Here is a 16,956-nt window from a genome sequence, read left to right as displayed (position 1 = left end):
GGATAGAAAGCATACACGCGCCGCCCCCCCCCGGCTCAGTCGTCCAACGTCTCGTGTACGGCCGCGTCGCCGCGTCGCCAGTAGGCGGCCGCCTTCACCCATTTCGGGTTCAGCCCGCGAGCGTCGACGAGATGGCGGCGAATGGCCTTCGCCACGCCCGCCTCGGCCGCGACCCAGGCATGCACGTCGCCAGGGGGCAGCGTGGCCGCGGCCACCGCGTCGATCAGGGCGGTGCTTTGACCGGCGGGGTTGCCTTCGCGATAGATCCATTCGACCACGACGTCGGCTTCGCTTGCAAAGCGCAGGCGGTCGGCCGGACTGTCGATTTCCGCGAAGACGAACGCCAGCGCGCCTGCCGGCAGTTCAGCCAGACGCCGCGAAATCGCGGGCAGCGCCGTATCGTCGCCGATCAGGACATAGCCGTCGAAGGTCATGGGAATGACGAACGACCCGCGTGGGCCGCCCACGCCGATGCGCTCGCCCGGTTGCGCTGAGCGGGCCCACTGCGTGGCGGGGCCGGAGTCGTGCATCGCAAAATCGATCACCAGGGTTTGCGACGCCGCATCGTACTGGCGCGGCGTGTAATCGCGCATCAGGCGCGGCGCTTCGCTGGCGGCCGACTGGGCGACCCCCTGCGCGCCGACTGCCGGCAGCGCCAGCTCGCCGGTCGCGGGGTCGGGGAAGAACAGTTTGACGTGATCGTCGAAGCCGGGGCTGGTGAAGCCTTCAAGGTCGTCGCCGCCGAGCGTCACGCGCAGCATGTGCGGCGTAAGCGACTCGACATGACGGACTTCCAGCAGGCGCAGACGGAGTTCATGACGCACGCGCTGCGGTGTGCGATCGGGGGTGCGGGTCGGTGCGGCATTGTCTTGCATCAGAGTCGCTCCAGTTGTTGCGCGGCCGCGTCGAGAATGGCAGCGAATGCGTTGGCTTGTTCGGTGGACAGCGGCTCGCCGCCCAGCCGCAAATGCACGGCGTATTTGAAATTGTGCAGCGCGCGCATGACCTGCGGCGGCATGTCTTCCGAACGCTCGCGGCGCGTCGCGAGCCGTGCGAGCAGTTCCGTGACCGCCGCTTCGTTCTCGGCCAGATACCCGCGGCCGGTGTCGGTGATTTCGTAAGACTTTCGTTGGCTGTCGCCGGTGTTTTCCTGCACGCGGAGGTAGCCCATTTCGTCGAGCAGTGTGAGCGTCGGGTAGACCACGCCCGCGCTCGGGCTATACGTGCCGTTCACACTCTCTTCGATGGCTTTGATGAGTTCGTAACCATGGCGAGGTTGCTGTGCAATCAGATGCAGCAGCACGAGCCGCAAGCCGCCGTGACTGAAGAGGCGGCCGCCACCGCGTCCGCCTCGGCCGCCGCGTTCGCCACGCCCTTCGTCGCCGCGTCCGAAGCGGGCGTCACCATGCCCCTCACCACCGCCGAGCCGACCATGGCGCCCACCGCGCCGGTCGTCGCCAAAATCCATGCTGTCCAGGTCCAGCGGGCCTCGGCCCATGAAATCGCCACGTGATCCACGCATGATGCGACTCCTTTTTGATGTAGTTAAGACATGTTTACGATATATCTAAATTAAATCGAAAGCAAAATTTTTTTGTGAGGATCGCGTCTGGAGACGTCGGATGATTGCGAGGTGGGGGATGGTGGGGGATGGCGGGGTGTTGCCGGAGGGTCTCGCGAGGCGCAACGGCTATATCGAAATGAGCATTTCGATACATTGCCGCCGCACCGGGTGCGGCACGGCGGTGACCGGACAACGGCTAGGGAAGCGCGCCCCGGCGCGCTCGGCGTCGGGGCGGTGGCGCTTACGGCATCCGCGGCAGATCAGTGCCGAGCCACTTGCGATAGCGCTGGTTCAGCGCGCCGTTGGCCGTATTGCGCGTGACGAAGTCGTTGATTGCCGCGAGCAGTTCGGGCTGGTTGGGACGCAAGGCGATGCCCATGGCCTGTTGCAGCAGATTGAATTTCGGCTCGAACTGGCCCGGCGCTCGCTGACGTATCGCGTTGGCGACCGTCACCGAGCAACCGATGGCATCGACCTGACCGGTGAGCAGCGCCTGCATGGCGGACGCGTCATCGTCGAATCGACGGATCTCGGTGCCTTCGGGGGCCGTCTTCGTGACGGCCATGTCCTGAGTGCTTGCACGCGCGACGCTTACCCGCACGCCCTTCAGATCGGCGGCGGACTTGATGGGCGCGCCGGTCTTGCCGAGCAGCACAATGGTCGCGGCGGCGTAGGGTTTGGAGAACTGCACTTGCTTGGCACGCTCCGGCGTAATGGCGAGCGAAGCGACCAGCACATCCACCTTGCCGCTAAGCAGATACGGAATTCGGTTTGGCCCCGTCACCGGCACGATGTTGACCTTCACGCCCAGGTCTTTCGCCAGCAGTTTCGCCACATCGGCGTCGTAGCCATCCGGCTGCATCTGCGCGTTCGTCGTGCCATAAGGCGGAAAGTCGATGAGCATGCCAACGTTGAGCGTGCCTTTCTTCTTGATGTCGGCGACGGTTTGCGCGTGGGCTGGCGTGGCGAACAGCGTCAGCGTGCTTGTGAGCAGACCACCGAGTGTGCCGCCGAGCGATCCGACGAAACCGGCCGGCATGGCGGCCACGCCGAGGGTGGCGAGAAAGCCGCGCCGCGAACGGATCTCGAAGGTGCCCGGCACGTTTTGCCGACTGGCGGGATGTGGTGGCGAATGCCGAACTTGCACAGGGTGACGCGATAACTTGCGAGTCATGCTGGGTCTCCTGAAGCTGCGAAGGCGTTGCCAGAATGCCGACGTCGGGTGCGAAGCGCACGGGCTCGCCGCTGGCTCACGGTTAACCCGAGCGATGGTAGCGGGCGCTACCAGACGCGTCCACTCCGCACAAACCCCAGCGAAAACCCTGAGTTCCGGGCACGCATCGCCGCGTCGCGAAAGTGATGAGGATGACGAAATCAGTCTTCGAGGACACCAGTGAAGGGAAATCGGGACGAAAAAAAAACGGTGCCGAACTTCGGCACCGTATTCGGGCATTGCCTGCCGGGTTCCGGCAAATCACGCTGCCGTGGATGCCACGGCGGCGCGACGGCCAGACTTACTGGGCAGCGTCCTTGACCTTCTTCAGCGGGCGAACCTTCACGCGCACCGACGCCGGCTTGGCCGGGAACCAACGCTCTTGACCCGTGAACGGATCCTTGCCGAAACGCTTCGCCTTGGCGGCGATTTGTTGCGACGTGACCTTGAACAGACCATGCAGCGTGAATTCGCCGGCACCCTTCTTGTGCAGCGCGCTGATGATGGTGTTCTCGAGCGCGGCCAGCACTGCCTTGACTTCCTTCACGGCGACGGCCGAATGCTCGGCAAGGTGCGCTGCGAGTTGCGTCTTGTTGAGTGTGTCCTTGATCGGCGAAACCTTGCCGCTGGCGGCTGCCTTCGGGGCTGTCTTCGGGGCTGCCTTGGGAGCGGCCTTCGGCGCGGCCTTTTTCGCTACCGGTGCCTTCTTCGCGGCCGGGGCCTTTTTTGCCACAGGGGCCTTTTTTGCTGCTGCTTTCTTTGCCGTTGCCATAACGATCCAATCGATGAGAATAAGAAAGTGCCGTCGTAGAACGGCCACCCGAATGATACGTCTTGCTGCGCCGACGATTCTACCTAAGAAATCGCTTTGTGCGAGCCGTGCGCGAATTATGTTGCGTGCCTGCCGCACAAGGCTGAGCGGCGATCGCGCTGCATTTCAATGCGTTTTGTCGGCAAGGTGGCATTTCGTCCTCGCGATCGCTATCAGGACGCTCGATCTTCGCGCAACATTCGGCAGCCGTTTTGAAGCGATTGTTGTGCGTCTGCCGTGTGCCGTCGTCGACGCCCATCGCTCGAAAACCCTTAAAAACGCAGCATTTCACACGCTTCGCAGCGGCCGTCGCCGTTGCACCCGGCATCCGTCAGCGTGGTGCCGCTCGCGTCGACCGCGATGTCGTGCGTCGCGCCGTCGCTGCCGGCGAGCCGCAGACGGTCGCCCGACAATGTGTCCTGCACCGTGGTGTGAATGTTCGACTCGACGTCGTCGACGCTGCCCGTGACCAGCGCGCCATCGGACGCGTCATCGGCGGGCGCAGCGCCAGCCGCCCCGGTGTCGCGCAATTATGAGAATTCGCCCGTATCCCGACATCGATGGCGCGTTCTAGACTGCTAATGCCCGGCCCCCTCTCTCAACGAGAAGACAGTTCGTTGCCCACTGGAGACAAGCATGGTTGTCGATCGCACGAATGCCCCTGGCCTGCGTGATATTCCCTCACCCAACGCGTTTCCCCCGTCTCCCATGCCTTCCGCGAAGCGCGTGCTTGCCATGCTCGCGACGCTCTTTTTCGCCATGGGACTCATCACGTCGCTGAACGACATTCTGGTGCCTCACTTCAAGGCCGCGTTCGACCTGACCTTTCGTGACGCGGCCTTGATTCAATCGAGTTTCTTCGCGGCATATTTCGTGGTGTCGTACCCGGCGGGGCAGTACACCGCGCGCGTCGGTTACCGTCGCGCGCTGGCCAGTTCGCTGTGGCTGGCCGGCGTCGGGTGCGCGCTGTTCTTCCCCGCGGCGGCGCTCATGTCCTATCCCTGCTTTCTCGCCGCGCTTTTCGTGCTGGCGAGCGGCATCACGTTGCTGCAAGTCGCGGTGAACGCCTACGTCGAGACGTTGGGCACGCGCGGGGCTGCGGCAAGCCGCCTCACGCTGGTGCAAGCGTTCAATTCGCTCGGCACGACCGTCGGGCCGCCGCTCGCCGCGCTCTGGATACTTGCGCCCCAGGCGCAGATCGCTACCGGTCATGCGGCGGACAGCGTGCGCGGTCCCTACGGCCTGCTGGCGGCGGTGCTGGCCGTCGGTGGCGTGCTGCTCTGGCGGCTGACGCTGCCAGAGCAGCGCGCGAGTCGCGCGTCACCCCCGAGCGTGCTCGGCAACGTTCGCAGTCTGTTGGCACACCGTCCCTTGCGCTACGGCATCGTGGCGCTGTTTCTTTATGTTGGTGCGGAAGTCAGTATCGGCAGTTTCCTGATCGTCTATCTGACGCAAGCGGGCACGGGCATCGTCGATCACGCGCACGCGAGCCGATATCTGGCGCTGTATTGGGGTGGGGCGATGGCGGGGCGCTTCCTGGGGGCGTGGCTGTTGCGCAAGGTGTCACCCGGGCGGCTGCTGAGCGTGTGCGCGCTCTACAACGTGGTGCTGATTCTCGCGTCGTTTGCCCTGCCAGCGTCGTTTGCGATGTGGTCGCTGCTGGCTTGCGGTCTCGGCAACGCCATCATGTTTCCGACGATCTTCTCGCTCTCGGTCGGCGGGCTCGGTGCGCGTGTGAGCGAGGGCGGTGGGCTCATCTGCATGGCAATCGTCGGCGGCGCCGTGTTGCCGTATCTGCAGGGGGCGCTGGCGGATGGTATCGGGATCGTGCTGTCGTTCCTCGTGCCTGCCCTGGCGTACTGCTATATCGCGGGGTTCGGGGCATGGTGCGCACGCACCGCGCCCGAATCCGCGACGCTGAGTGGCCTGTCAGCGCGGGGCGATCAACCCGGCTTGCCGAACGTATAACGACCGAAGATGAACAGGACGTTGCCGTTGCCCTTGCCACCGGGCACGTAGGTGGTCGAGACCGAGGCGCGCCCCACGCCGATTTCGGCGAGGGGCAGCGCGCCGGGGAAAGGCACGCCGCCGAGCGTGTCCGAGCGCGACATCAGAAAGACCGTATAGCCGAGACCGAAGCGCACGGGGCCCGCGTTGGCGATGTTCCAGATACGACCGTATCCGGCCATCGGCGACCAATCGTTATGCGAGTCCTTGAACGCCATGGCATACAGCATGCGCGAGCCGTTCTTGCCGTCGGACAACACACGTCCGTAGCCCAGGCCCCACGGGTTTTCGTTGTATTGGGCGATCTTTTCGCTCGTGTAGGCGAAGCGTAGGTGATGCGTATGCAATGGTACGTAAAGGTCGCTCGCGCCTTGCGTTGCGACGTCACGAACCTCATCCACGATGGCGCCGGTCCAGGTGGAGATACCGCTTGGCGCACCATCGGCATGGGCCGCGAGCGGCGACAGCAACGTCAACGCCGCACCCAGCGCGACCAACGTGTGGCGGACAGAGAACGGCGAAATACTTGAGGGCGAGGCAAGCGGTGCGAGTTGAATCGATGGCGCGAGCCGCCCGGTGTGTTGGGGGTTCGTATTCATGGTGGCGTGTGTCGTGTTGCAAGAAACGTGTCGATCACGATCGCCGGCGTCGTGCTGGCGAATGGCGCATCGCGAACCTGGGACATTGCCCTGGCGCGCCCTGTGACTGGCATTCCAGTCTTTCTAGACCGCGTCGCCGATGCAAAAGTTCGACGCCCCGTCTCGTCGCATGACTGCCTCCGGTCGAAGCTCGCGGTGACCGAACCTGTCGCTCGGCGAAGAAGTCGTTTTGCATCAATGACCTATCGCGGATATCGACCTGTTATTCACCGGGTTGTGAACATTTTCTGTGGATAACACGATGCCCCGCCCGCCAACGCCGGCCGCGCGTCGCTGGGCATCCCGACGATCCCGACAGGGCACATCCAATGTGCGCCAGCTTTTTCCTCCATAGGATCAAGGACTTGAGGCAGCTATCCGCGAGTTGTCCACTGGCTTGCAAACAGATTCTGTGGATAACGAACTTGTGCAAAACCCTCGCCAGGCCTTGTTTTCCGGCGCATGGCACAACTTTCGCGCGCGGTCATTCTTCCCTGACGAATCAGTCACTTGCCATGCTTTTCCGCAAGTTATCAACGGGCTTGTGAACAAAAAGTGTGGATAAGCTGCGGATTTTTTCATCTCAATATATGAGATCAATGTTTACATATTGACATTTTAATTGTCGCGCCATTACGATGCGCCTCATACCAGTGGACGAACACGTTCAGGAGACGACAGTGACGGAACGACGCAAGCAGAAAGTGGCGATCATTGGCTCGGGCAACATCGGCACCGACCTGATGATCAAGGTGATGCGCAACAGCGAGCATCTGGAGATGGGGGCGATGGTCGGGATCGATCCGGCCTCGGACGGACTGGCGCGTGCCCAGCGCCTGGGCGTGCCGGTGACATCCGAAGGCATCGACGGTTTGCTGGCGATGCCGGGCTTTGAAGACATCCGCATCGCATTCGATGCCACGTCGGCGAAGGCGCACGCGCATCACAACGCACTGCTGCAAGCGCGCGGAGTGCAGGTGATCGATCTGACGCCTGCTGCCATCGGCCCGTACGTGATTCCGTCGATCAACCTCGACGCCCATCTGGACGCGCGAAACATCAACATGGTGACGTGCGGTGGTCAGGCGACCATTCCCATGGTCGCGGCCATCTCGCAGGTGGCGAAGGTGCATTACGCGGAGATTGTCGCCTCGATCTCGAGCCGGTCGGCCGGCCCGGGCACGCGCGCGAACATCGACGAGTTCACCGAAACGACCTCGAAGGCGATCGAAGTGCTGGGTGGCGCTTCGCGCGGCAAGGCGATCATCGTGCTCAACCCGGCGGAGCCGCCGCTCATCATGCGCGACACGGTGTTCGTGCTGTCCGAGCCGGGCGATCAGGCCGCCATCGAGGCCAGCATTCAGGCGATGGTCGACAAAGTGCATGCCTATGTGCCGGGCTATCGGCTCAAGCAACAGGTGCAGTTCGAGTTGTTCGACGCGGCGCGCGCGCTCAATGTGCCGGGATTGGGCAAGCTCACCGGCTTGAAGACCTCGGTCTTCCTCGAAGTGGAAGGGGCCGCGCACTATCTGCCGGCCTACGCGGGCAATCTTGACATCATGACCAGCGCCGCGCTGGCTTGCGCCGACCGTATCGCCGCCACCCGCCTGGCGCTCGCGGCCTGACGGTCGCATGCGCTCTCAGGAGACACACCTCATCATGACGCAGAAAAAGCTCTATATCTCCGACGTGACGCTGCGCGACGGCAGCCACGCGATTCGTCACCAGTACAGCATTGCCAATGTGAAGGCGATTGCCGCCGCGCTCGACGCCGCGCATGTCGACTCCATCGAAGTCGCGCACGGCGACGGCCTTGCCGGCTCCAGCTTCAATTACGGGTTCGGCGCCCATACCGATCTCGAGTGGATTGCCGCCGTGGCCGAGACGGTCACGCACGCCAAGGTCGCCACGTTGCTGCTGCCGGGCGTGGGCACCGTGCACGACCTGCGCGAAGCCTATGACGCCGGCGCGCGCGTGGTGCGTATTGCAACGCACTGCACCGAAGCCGACGTCTCCCGCCAGCACATCGCCTACGCGCGCGAGCTGGGCATGGACACGGTGGGCTTTCTGATGATGAGTCACATGATCACGCCGCAGCGTCTTGCCGAGCAGGCGAAGTTGATGGAATCGTACGGCGCGACGTGTATCTATGTGGTGGATTCGGGCGGCGCGCTGGGCATGAATGATGTGCGCGAGCGATTCCGCGCCTTCAAGGACGTGCTCAAGCCCGAGACGCTCACCGGCATGCATGCGCACCACAACCTGAGCCTGGGCGTGGCGAATTCCATCGTTGCGGTGGAGGAGGGCTGTGATCGCATCGACGCCAGCCTGGCGGGCATGGGCGCGGGCGCGGGCAATGCGCCGCTGGAAGTGTTCATTGCCGCGGCGTCGCGCTTGGGCTGGCACCACGGCTGCGATCTGTACACGTTGATGGACGCCGCCGACGACATCGTGCGCCCGCTGCAGGATCGCGCCGTGCGCGTCGATCGAGAAACGCTGGCGCTTGGCTACGCGGGCGTGTATTCGAGCTTCCTGCGTCACGCGGAAGCTGCCGCCGCGCGCTACGACCTCAAGACCGTCGACATCCTGGTCGAACTGGGGCAGCGTCGCATGGTGGGCGGTCAGGAAGACATGATCGTCGACGTCGCGCTCGATCTGCTCAAGCGCCGCGCAGCGTAGTGCAAAGACGCGCATCGCCCAAGGCATCTCGCGGGTAGCGGCGTCTCCCGTGCCGTACCGCTAACGGCCCTTGCACGCAAGGGCCGTTTTTTCGTCGACGAGAAGCCGTCGACGAGCCTCATCCCCCGTGACCCGACCAGCCGAGCTGGTGGCTGATCTGCGCTGCGGCGTGCTTCACGCGCGGCACGAGTTCCTGCATGCGCTCGCGGCTCATGTACTTGGTCGTGCTCGACACGCTGATGGCGGCGACGATGCGTTGGCTGGCGTCATACACCGGTGCTGCCACGCAGCGAATCTGCGGCGTGTCGTCTTCCAGATCGAACGCGTAACCGAGACGCGCGTAGTCGTGCATGCGCGCGAGCCACGTCGCCTTGTCGATCGGTGCCGAGGACGCTTGCGACTGGTAGTGCGCAAGCTGTGCCTTCCATGCGGCTTCGTCCTGATCGAGCAACAGCGCCTTGCCCACCCCGGTGACGCAGATCGGCTTGCGTCCGCCGATGCGCGAGCTGATTTCAACGGCGCGTTGTCCGGGCAGCTTGTCGAGATACATCACTTCCCAGCCGTCGGCGACGGCCAGGTGCACGGTGTCCTTCGTCTCGCTCGCGAGCGATTCGAGCGTCGGCCGCGCGAGTCGAGGCAGGTCGATCTGTCGATAGGCGAGAAATCCCAGTTCGATGAGCTTGTTGCCCAGGCGGTAGCCGCGCCGCGGTTCGAAACGCAGATACCCCGCGTGCACGAGCGCCGACGCAATCCGGTGCGTGGTCGACGGCGTGATGCCGGTGTGTGCCGAGAGCGCGGGCACGGTGTCGATGCCGGCGGCGACGGCTTCCACGATATCGAGACCGCGGAACAGCGTCTGGCTGGCGAGCGTGCGCGGACGCTCCGCCTCGAGAGGGGGAGGCTTTGCCATCAGGCCCCCCCGAGCGCGAGCAGGCGCTCATAGACATAGCACTTGAGCGCGACGTAATGCGCAGGGTCGAGCACAGGCAATTCGATGCCGTGCAGATGACTGCCGTCGTCGCCCTGCTGCACGCTGCGGATCGTGCCGTTGGCGTCGATGGGCATGTCGATGTCGCCGACGCGCACGCGAAACGCCAGACGCAGGCTGTCGCCGGGCGCACCGAGCGACGTGTCCGCCACCAGGGAGACACCTTCGGCGCTGACGTCCTGCAGCAGTGCAAGGTGGCGAGCCTCCCCCGCACTGACCGATACCACCAGCTTGGCGGGGACTCGCTGCGAACGGCGCAGCACCTTGCGGCGGATCTGCGCGGGTGACGACAGCACGACGTAGTCGAACGGCAGTCGCTCGACGCGCTCGACCGTACAGACGAAGTGATAGATGTCTTCGCCGGAAAACGTCCAGAGTTCGAGCCGCTCGCTGGCCTGCAGGGCAGGGGGGGCGGTGCGGCCCGACGGGGCGGTGATGAACAGCATCTGATTCGGCGCGTAACCGATCACGCGGGTGCGTACCCGCTGCGACCCGGCGCCGGGCGGCAACTGGATCTGCAGCCAGTCGCCGGGACGCAGATTCAGGTCGGTGAGTGCGTACTGTGGTTGCGTTGTGCCGGAGGCGGCATTGTCCGGGGACGATGCCAAAGGCGGCGCAACGTCGGGCGGTGCGGTGTCGTCGTCACCGAGCGTGGCGGCGCGATGCGGCGCGAACGACGCGAACAACCAGTCGCGCCCAGCCTGGGTGGGAACGATATCGCCTTCGGCGAGCAGCGCTTCCCCGTTGCGATCGACGATCGCCCAGGGGAGGGCTTCGCCCAGCGGGATCTGGTCGGGCGCGAGCGGAACAAGGGGGAGCGCGTTGAGTGGCGCGGCAAGCATCTGAGACGGGCTATTGACCATAGGGGCAGGGTGTGCGCGGCGGGCGCGCTCGCGTTCTAGCATCGAAATGTCGTGGATCGTCAGCGGGCCTGGCGGGCAGGTGTGGCATCGGCCCACCGGTTTCGCGGCAATCTCGGCGAAGTGAGGGCTCGCCAGGGCGCACGAGTGGCCGCTGACGTCAGGTGTCCGAAAGTCTACCGCGACGCGTCGGCACTTGGCGAGAGGAGATGACGCGCTGTCCTGCGCAACGTGCGTAAGTGGGCACTTGCTGGGGGAATACGGGACGCGACGTTCATCGGCTTTGACGCCGGCGGGGCCGGGCATGCGGGCGTACCCGCTCGACGGGGCGCCGCGGAATCGATGCCGCCTGCCTATAGTCGACAGTTTGCCGGTGCGCCCGGCGACGACCATGTGGAGGGCAGCGATGGGGTACCAGCAGTGTGCAGGCGCCGGCGGTTGGGGCACGGTAAGGGGTACCCGCCCGGCAGGCGGGTGGGGGGAGACGACGCAACGCCTTGCCGAGCCAGCCGGTCTTGAGGCGCGCTTTACGCAGGCTGCTAACGTGGCCGGCAACGTACGGGGCAATGTGGGCGGGGCGTCAAGTCGCATCGATCCTGTGCTTGCGCGGGCATTTGTCGGGGCATGGGCAGGATTGTGGGTGACGACCGGGCCCTGCCAGCATTTCTACCGCAAGGAGTTTGGTCTGGCGCATATGCGCGATGCGCGTCTCGCGCACACCGTGACACAGGCAGACGCGATGTTGGCGCCCACTTCCCGTGGGGACACACGCGACGCGACTCACGCCGGTGTCGATCCCGCGTGCCGCGATATTACGCGATGGCTTGAAGCAATGGCTGCGACGGGTGACCGGGGATGGCATTTTCGTGCGGCACGCGATGCCTTGTCGCTCGTGGGCAACCTGTCGTTACTCGCGATCATTGCGGCTTGCTTTTATCAGGAGGGGGCCACCGTGGCGGGCGCGGATGACGGGGGGCCGGATGCTGGACGCGGTGCTGCAGCCGCGAACACGCCGTTCGGGGTGCCGTGGGCCGACTGGACGCTGTTGGCGTTCGAGGGAGCGAAGGGCGTCATGACGCAGTCGCTCGGCTCTCCGACGCTGATTCGCCATCACGCCGTTGACGAGGTGCTCAAGCGCATGGATGCGGGATGCCGTCTGCTTGAAGCGTGTCTGATGCCGCCGATGCCGCCATCTGCGGTGCCTTCGACGTGGCGAAGTACCCTCGCGGCGCTCACGCGTTCACGCGACGTCGCCACGCTCTTCACGTTTGCCAACACGGCCGTGCCGCCCGCGCGGCTGGGGCTCTGGATGCCGACGTGGTTCGCGAGCGGGGCGAGCGGGACCGATGGCTACCGGGGGCTCTTGCGCGTGGCCGGTCTCATGCTCGACTCGTGTCGCGCGGTGACGAGTCTGCTTGGCACCTGGGCGCGCACTACGGCGTTTACCGTCGACGCGAAGGACTTGACGCACCGGTGGGAGTCGCTTTGCGGGAGGCTCGCGATCGTATCTGCCGACGATCAGGCGATGGTGCTCGCTCGCGTCGATCGCGTGACGCAGCTCGCGACGCACTGCGATACCCCGCTGCTGGCGACCATCGCGTCGCAGGGGGCTTTACGTGAGCGCTTGCTGGCATCCAGCGAGACGCTGACGGTAAGCGACATTGCCGCCGCTTGCGAGGCGTTCAACGTGCCGTGCCACGCGTCATGCGTTGACGACCATCACTATCTGAGCCGGGATCCGGCCGAGAGTCCGTGGGGACAGCGGTGGAAGGCAGGGGCGTGGCAGTGTGGGGGCGCAACGCCGGTACGAACGTCGTATCGTTTGCTGTTGCTGTATCAACACTGGAGCGCGGCGCTACTGGAACGAGTCGTGTCGTCGTGCAGCGCAACGGTGTCGCAAGCGACCGAGTCGTCGCCGCATGACCGTCCCGATGTCCCGCCAGGCGTGACGCGTACGCGCTCGGGGGTGGTGCATCTCGATATCGAGTCGACGCGGGTGTGAGGGGGCGGCATGGCGACGCGCGTCAATCCCTATTCGGAACCTCAAGATCCAGCAAGGCCGAGCTGAGCGATTTGCCATGGGCGTCGAGCGCCAGGGAGCGCGTCACACCGCCCCCGAGCGCCTTGCCCAGGACAAAGTTGAACGCGGCCAGGCGCGGCAGTTCGTAACGCACGACGTCGCCAAGTACGACGTCCCCAAGAAACGCCTTCACCCGCCCGGCCGTGACCTCGGCACGCAGGCGCTCGTAATGTCGTGCGTCGTAGCAGATGAGCGAGATATTCAGCGTATTGCCCTTGTCGCCCGTGCGCGAATGCGCGAGTTCACGCAGCTTCATCTCAAATCTCCACGAAGGTAAATGCCGGTTTGACGTGCTCGCGCGGCAGCAGCACCGACTGGACCGCGAGCACCTCGCGTACGGACTTGGTCACGCCGCCACCACCCGCCGGTCCGTTGGTGTACAACGTCTCGACTTCGTTGCCGATGCGCAGCGCCTGTTCGGCTGATGTCGTGCGTCCGGCCACGCGCACACGGACTTCGCAGGGCTCAGCGTGGCGCGCACCTGCCGTGTCGCCGTGCAGCGAATTCACGCCGATCAGATCGCAGCGCAATTCGCTCGTCGGTACGCCCGTCAGCGCCAGTCGTTCGCGAACGATATCGAGTGCGAGCCTTGCCCGTGCAACGGCGCCCGGGCCCCCGTACGAGATCTGTCCTTCGCCAATGAATCCGTCGACATAGCCGACGGAAACCTTCAGTGTGTCCGTGCGGGGCGTGCCGCGTCCACCTGCAACCCTGATCCGGTCGGGCGCTTCTTCCGCCACGCTGACTTGTGAGAAGTCGGCGACGACGTCGGGCTGGAGATATCGCTGGGGATCATGAATCTCGTACAACAACTGCTCCTTGCACGTGGCTTGCGTCACGCGTCCACCGGTGCAGGGAACCTTGGTGATGACGACCGATCCGTCCGGCGCGACCTCGCCAATCGGGAACCCAAGCGTCGCGAGGTTGGGCACGTCCTTGTAGCCGGGATCGGCGAAGTAGCCGCCCGTGACCTGTCCCGCGCACTCCAGCAGGTGTCCGACGACGGTGGCCTGGCCCAGCGTTTCCCAGTCGTCCATGCGCCATCCGAATTCGTGGATCAGCGGTGCGGCAAACAGCGACGGGTCGGCCACCCGGCCCGTCAACACAATCTGCGCGCCTGCCGCCAAGGCGTCGACGATGCCGGTCGCGCCCAGATACGCGTTGGCCGACACGATACGATTCCCGTACGACGCCACGCGTTCGCCCGATTCTTCGAAGTGGGCGCTGCTTTGCAGTACGACGTCGAGCACGTCGTCGCCAGTGACGGCGGCGATCCTGACGTCGCCCAGACCCAGTGCGCGAACGATCTCTGCCGTCTTGCGAGCGGCCGCGACGGGGTTGGCCGCGCCCATGTTCGAGATGATCCGCACCCCGTTGCGCAGCGCTGACGGCAATACCGCCGTCATGCGCGCTTCGAGCAACGGGTCGTAACCCGATTGCGGGTCTTGGCGGCGCGCCTGTTGCGCCATGGCAATGGTGCGCTCGGCCAGGCATTCGAAGACGAGATAGTCGAGCGCGCCTTGCTGCGCGAGTTCAACGGCTGGCTCGATGCGATCGCCGGAATACCCGGCGCCTGCGCCGATCCGGATACGTCTCGAAGACTGGGGAGGTTGCGTGCCGTTCATGCGGGTCAGGTCCGTTCAGTAAAACTCAAAGCGTGAAGATGCCAAGCGCGACGCATGCCATCGTCATGACGATGGATGCGCCGAAGAGCAGCGGAAACGTGAATTTCTGATGGTCGGCCAAGTCGATGCCGCACAGGCCGACCACCAGGAATGTGGCAGGCGTGAGCGGACTGACCGGGAACCCCGTCGTCATCTGGCCGAGCAGGGCCGCTTGACCCACGTGCACGGCGGGCACCCCCAGTTGTCCGGCCACCTCGGCGATGACCGGCAGTACGCCGAAGTAAAACGAGTCGGGATCGAACAACATGCTCAGCGGCATCGACAGCAGGCCGAGCGCGACCGGAATGTGGCTGGCCATGCCCGGTGGCACGAAGCCGACGGCCGCTTGCGCCATCGCCTTGAGCATGCCGCTGCCCTGCATCACCCCGGTGAAGACCCCGGCGGCGAGCAAAATGCCGGCCATCATCAACGCCGCGCGTGCATGCGCGTCGATGCGCTTGCGCTGCATGTCGACGTCAGGGTAATTGACCAGCAACGCGACGCACAGGCCGACCATGAACATGATCGCCGGTGGCAGCTTCTCGCCCATCACGACCATCGTGCCGAGCACGATCAACGTGAGGATGATGTTGAACCAGAAGAGCTTCGGACGGCGCAGCGCCTGCTGCTCGGGCGAGAGTTCGCGTTTGGGCATCGGGATCGAACCGCTCGTGGCGGACAGGCCGAGCCGCTTTTCTTCCCGGCGGCCGAGCCAGTAGGCCATGCCGAACACGAAGACCAGCCCGATGGCCTGCACCGGAATCAATGGATTGAACAGGCTCGACACCGGCAGGTGAAGCGATGCCGACGCCCGGATCATCGGTCCGGTCCAGGGCAGGAAGTTGATGCCGGCGGCCATCGACACGGCGGCCGCGAGTACGCGGCGGTCCATGCCCAGACGGTCGTAGAGCGGGAGCATGGCCGGAATCGTTACCAGGAAGCACACGGCGCCGGAACCGTCGAGGTGGATCAGCAGGGCCAGCAGCGTCGTGCCCATGACGATCCGCGTGGGCCGGGTGCCGACGGCTTTCAGGATGCGATCGATGATCGGGTCGAGCGTACCCGCGTCGGTGATGGTGCCGAAGTAGAGAATCGCAAAGACGAACATGCCGACGACCGGCGCGAGGCTCTTGAGGCCGTCGATGACGAACTTGCTGGTATGAAAGCCGAACCCGCCGATCAACGATGCCACGATCGGCACGATGATGAGCGCCACGAGCGGCGACATGCGTTTCGAAAGAATCGCACCGAGCAGCACGACGATGGTAGCCAGCCCCAGTAATGGCAGCATGTGCTTGTCTCCTTGTTGTTTTTTGATGCGATCGAGCGTAAGTTCGAGGCGTTGATAAATCAATTGAAATGATTTGATCGCAGCAATCAAGAAACATAATGGATTTGAATCTACGAGACATTCGGGCATTTATCGCGGTGGCGCAGACAGGCAGCTTTACGCGCGCGGCGGCGCGATTGCATTTGTCGCAACCGGCATTGACCGTGCAAATTCGGCGGCTGGAGGAGACGGTCGGCGTGCGGCTGTTCGATCGCAACAGCCGGAATGTCGCGCTGACGGCGACGGGCCGCGAGCTACTGCCGTTGCTGCAAAAGTCGCTGCACGACATGGAGCATGTACTGATTGACGCCCGCGCGCTCGGCGACGGCTCGAGCGGCACGGTGCGCATCGCCTGTTTGCCGACGTTTGCCGCGAGCGTGCTGCCGGAGTTGATCCAGCAGGTGAAGGTGACGGTACCGTGCGCGGGTTTTCATGTGAGAGATGCCGTCGCGGGGGTGGTCGAGACGCTGGTGCGTAACGAAGAGGTCGATATCGGCCTGACGGGCGGCGAGTTGAGCGACGCGGAGGTGGACGTACTGTATGCGGGCGCCGATCACCTGGTGGCGGTGCTGCCGGCGGGGCATGCGCTTGCGCGACGCAAGCGCGTATCGCTGACGGATCTCGCGAGCGTGCCACTGGTGCTGACGGCACAAGGCACCAGTGTGCGAGCGGTGGTGGACAGTGCGTTTTCGAGCGGCGGTTGCACGCCGGAAATTGCCTGCGAGCCGACGTATATGATGACGGCCGTTGCGATGGTCCGCGCGGGACTCGGGGTGACGATCCTGCCGGCGTCGGCCAGAGAGGTCAGGGCAGAACCGGAATTGCGGGTCCGCCCCATCGATCACGACGCGTTTGTGCGACCCATCGCGTTGATCAAGAAGCGCGGGAGGACGTTGCCCCCCGTCACGCAAACGTTTGTGGCGATGTTGCTGGAGCGGTTGGCGCCGGGGTAAACGGCTCGTCAAGCCATTGCATCTTTTGCGCTGCGCAGTCCCGAAGTGCCTCGACAATCGCGCGACGTTGCGATTCATATTCGCGTCGCCGGTCCGGCGTCAGCGAACGACGCTTCAAGCGCCTGGCGCGGGCCGGAAGCGGGCTTCACCTGCCAGCCCTGAAGGCGCT

At 64.6% G+C, this 16,956-nt stretch carries 16 protein-coding genes; 5 read left to right on the top strand and 11 right to left on the bottom strand.

What is annotated here, in order from left to right:
* Positions 1–35 precede the first annotated feature (35 nt).
* From PTE31013_RS20800 to PTE31013_RS20780, 5 genes are all read right to left on the bottom strand, one after another.
* Positions 36–875, bottom strand: a complete 840-nt coding sequence (locus PTE31013_RS20800) for a siderophore-interacting protein (RefSeq protein WP_150614544.1) — start codon at positions 873–875, stop codon at positions 36–38.
* Positions 875–1,522 (bottom strand): PadR family transcriptional regulator, encoded by a 648-nt coding sequence (locus PTE31013_RS20795; RefSeq protein WP_150614543.1) that lies wholly within the window; start codon positions 1,520–1,522, stop codon positions 875–877. Before PTE31013_RS20795 ends, PTE31013_RS20800 begins: the two co-directional genes overlap by 1 nt.
* A gap of 283 nt (positions 1,523–1,805) precedes the next feature.
* Positions 1,806–2,603: a transporter substrate-binding domain-containing protein gene (locus PTE31013_RS20790; RefSeq protein WP_150614638.1), complete on the bottom strand. Its 798-nt coding sequence runs from the start codon at positions 2,601–2,603 to the stop codon at positions 1,806–1,808.
* Positions 2,604–3,078: 475 nt separating this feature from the next.
* The gene (locus PTE31013_RS20785; RefSeq protein ID WP_150614542.1) at positions 3,079–3,549 is read right to left on the bottom strand and encodes an HU family DNA-binding protein; all 471 of its coding nucleotides are present in this window, start codon (positions 3,547–3,549) and stop codon (positions 3,079–3,081) included.
* A gap of 311 nt (positions 3,550–3,860) precedes the next feature.
* A complete protein-coding gene (locus PTE31013_RS20780) occupies positions 3,861–4,118 on the bottom strand; it encodes a hypothetical protein (RefSeq protein ID WP_150614541.1) in 258 nt (85 codons plus the stop codon).
* Between the two features lie 106 nt (positions 4,119–4,224).
* Between PTE31013_RS20780 and PTE31013_RS20775 the strand changes: the two genes are divergently transcribed.
* Positions 4,225–5,556 carry a sugar MFS transporter gene (locus tag PTE31013_RS20775; RefSeq protein ID WP_246174778.1) on the top strand — a complete coding sequence of 444 codons (1,332 nt, stop codon included), beginning with the start codon at positions 4,225–4,227 and terminating at the stop codon, positions 5,554–5,556.
* Here the strand turns inward: PTE31013_RS20775 and pagP are convergent.
* On the bottom strand, positions 5,532–6,194 hold the full coding sequence (gene pagP, locus PTE31013_RS20770) for a lipid IV(A) palmitoyltransferase PagP (protein ID WP_150614540.1): 663 nt from the start codon (positions 6,192–6,194) through the stop codon (positions 5,532–5,534). The genes PTE31013_RS20775 and pagP overlap by 25 nt on opposite strands.
* A 719-nt stretch (positions 6,195–6,913) precedes the next feature.
* On the opposite strand from pagP, the gene PTE31013_RS20765 reads away from it, so the two are divergent.
* Together PTE31013_RS20765 and dmpG are read left to right on the top strand one after the other, a co-directional pair.
* Positions 6,914–7,858, top strand: coding sequence for an acetaldehyde dehydrogenase (acetylating) (locus tag PTE31013_RS20765; protein WP_150614539.1), 945 nt, complete (start codon positions 6,914–6,916; stop codon positions 7,856–7,858).
* Between the two features lie 34 nt (positions 7,859–7,892).
* Complete coding sequence (dmpG, locus tag PTE31013_RS20760) at positions 7,893–8,912, top strand: 4-hydroxy-2-oxovalerate aldolase (RefSeq protein WP_150614538.1); 1,020 nt, start codon at positions 7,893–7,895, stop codon at positions 8,910–8,912.
* 118 nt (positions 8,913–9,030) lie between these two features.
* Here the strand turns inward: dmpG and PTE31013_RS20755 are convergent, their stop codons facing one another.
* Both PTE31013_RS20755 and PTE31013_RS24920 read right to left on the bottom strand, forming a co-directional pair.
* Positions 9,031–9,822 carry an IclR family transcriptional regulator gene (locus PTE31013_RS20755; protein ID WP_246174774.1) on the bottom strand — a complete coding sequence of 264 codons (792 nt, stop codon included), beginning with the start codon at positions 9,820–9,822 and terminating at the stop codon, positions 9,031–9,033.
* On the bottom strand, positions 9,822–10,805 hold the full coding sequence (locus PTE31013_RS24920) for a flagellar brake protein (RefSeq protein ID WP_174978655.1): 984 nt from the start codon (positions 10,803–10,805) through the stop codon (positions 9,822–9,824). Before PTE31013_RS24920 ends, PTE31013_RS20755 begins: the two co-directional genes overlap by 1 nt.
* A gap of 361 nt (positions 10,806–11,166) precedes the next feature.
* Here PTE31013_RS24920 and PTE31013_RS20745 point away from each other — a divergent pair, with 361 nt between their 5' ends.
* Complete coding sequence (locus PTE31013_RS20745) at positions 11,167–12,762, top strand: hypothetical protein (protein WP_174978654.1); 1,596 nt, start codon at positions 11,167–11,169, stop codon at positions 12,760–12,762.
* A gap of 22 nt (positions 12,763–12,784) precedes the next feature.
* Here the strand turns inward: PTE31013_RS20745 and PTE31013_RS20740 are convergent, their stop codons facing one another.
* The 3 genes from PTE31013_RS20740 to PTE31013_RS20730 are packed head-to-tail and all read right to left on the bottom strand — an operon-like array spanning position 12,785 to position 15,795.
* The gene (locus tag PTE31013_RS20740) at positions 12,785–13,096 is read right to left on the bottom strand and encodes an AtuA-related protein (protein ID WP_150614535.1); all 312 of its coding nucleotides are present in this window, start codon (positions 13,094–13,096) and stop codon (positions 12,785–12,787) included.
* Position 13,097: 1 nt separating this feature from the next.
* Positions 13,098–14,465, bottom strand: a complete 1,368-nt coding sequence (locus tag PTE31013_RS20735; protein ID WP_150614534.1) for an acyclic terpene utilization AtuA family protein — start codon at positions 14,463–14,465, stop codon at positions 13,098–13,100.
* A gap of 25 nt (positions 14,466–14,490) precedes the next feature.
* On the bottom strand, positions 14,491–15,795 hold the full coding sequence (locus PTE31013_RS20730; protein WP_150614533.1) for a CitMHS family transporter: 1,305 nt from the start codon (positions 15,793–15,795) through the stop codon (positions 14,491–14,493).
* A gap of 98 nt (positions 15,796–15,893) precedes the next feature.
* Between PTE31013_RS20730 and PTE31013_RS20725 the strand changes: the two genes are divergently transcribed.
* Positions 15,894–16,787 (top strand): LysR family transcriptional regulator, encoded by an 894-nt coding sequence (locus PTE31013_RS20725; protein WP_150614532.1) that lies wholly within the window; start codon positions 15,894–15,896, stop codon positions 16,785–16,787.
* Positions 16,788–16,956: the final 169 nt, after the last annotated feature.

Source organism: Pandoraea terrigena, assembly GCF_902459705.1.
Taxonomy (GTDB): Bacteria; Pseudomonadota; Gammaproteobacteria; order Burkholderiales; family Burkholderiaceae; genus Pandoraea; species Pandoraea terrigena.
This window is presented reverse-complemented; position numbering and strand designations above follow the sequence as displayed.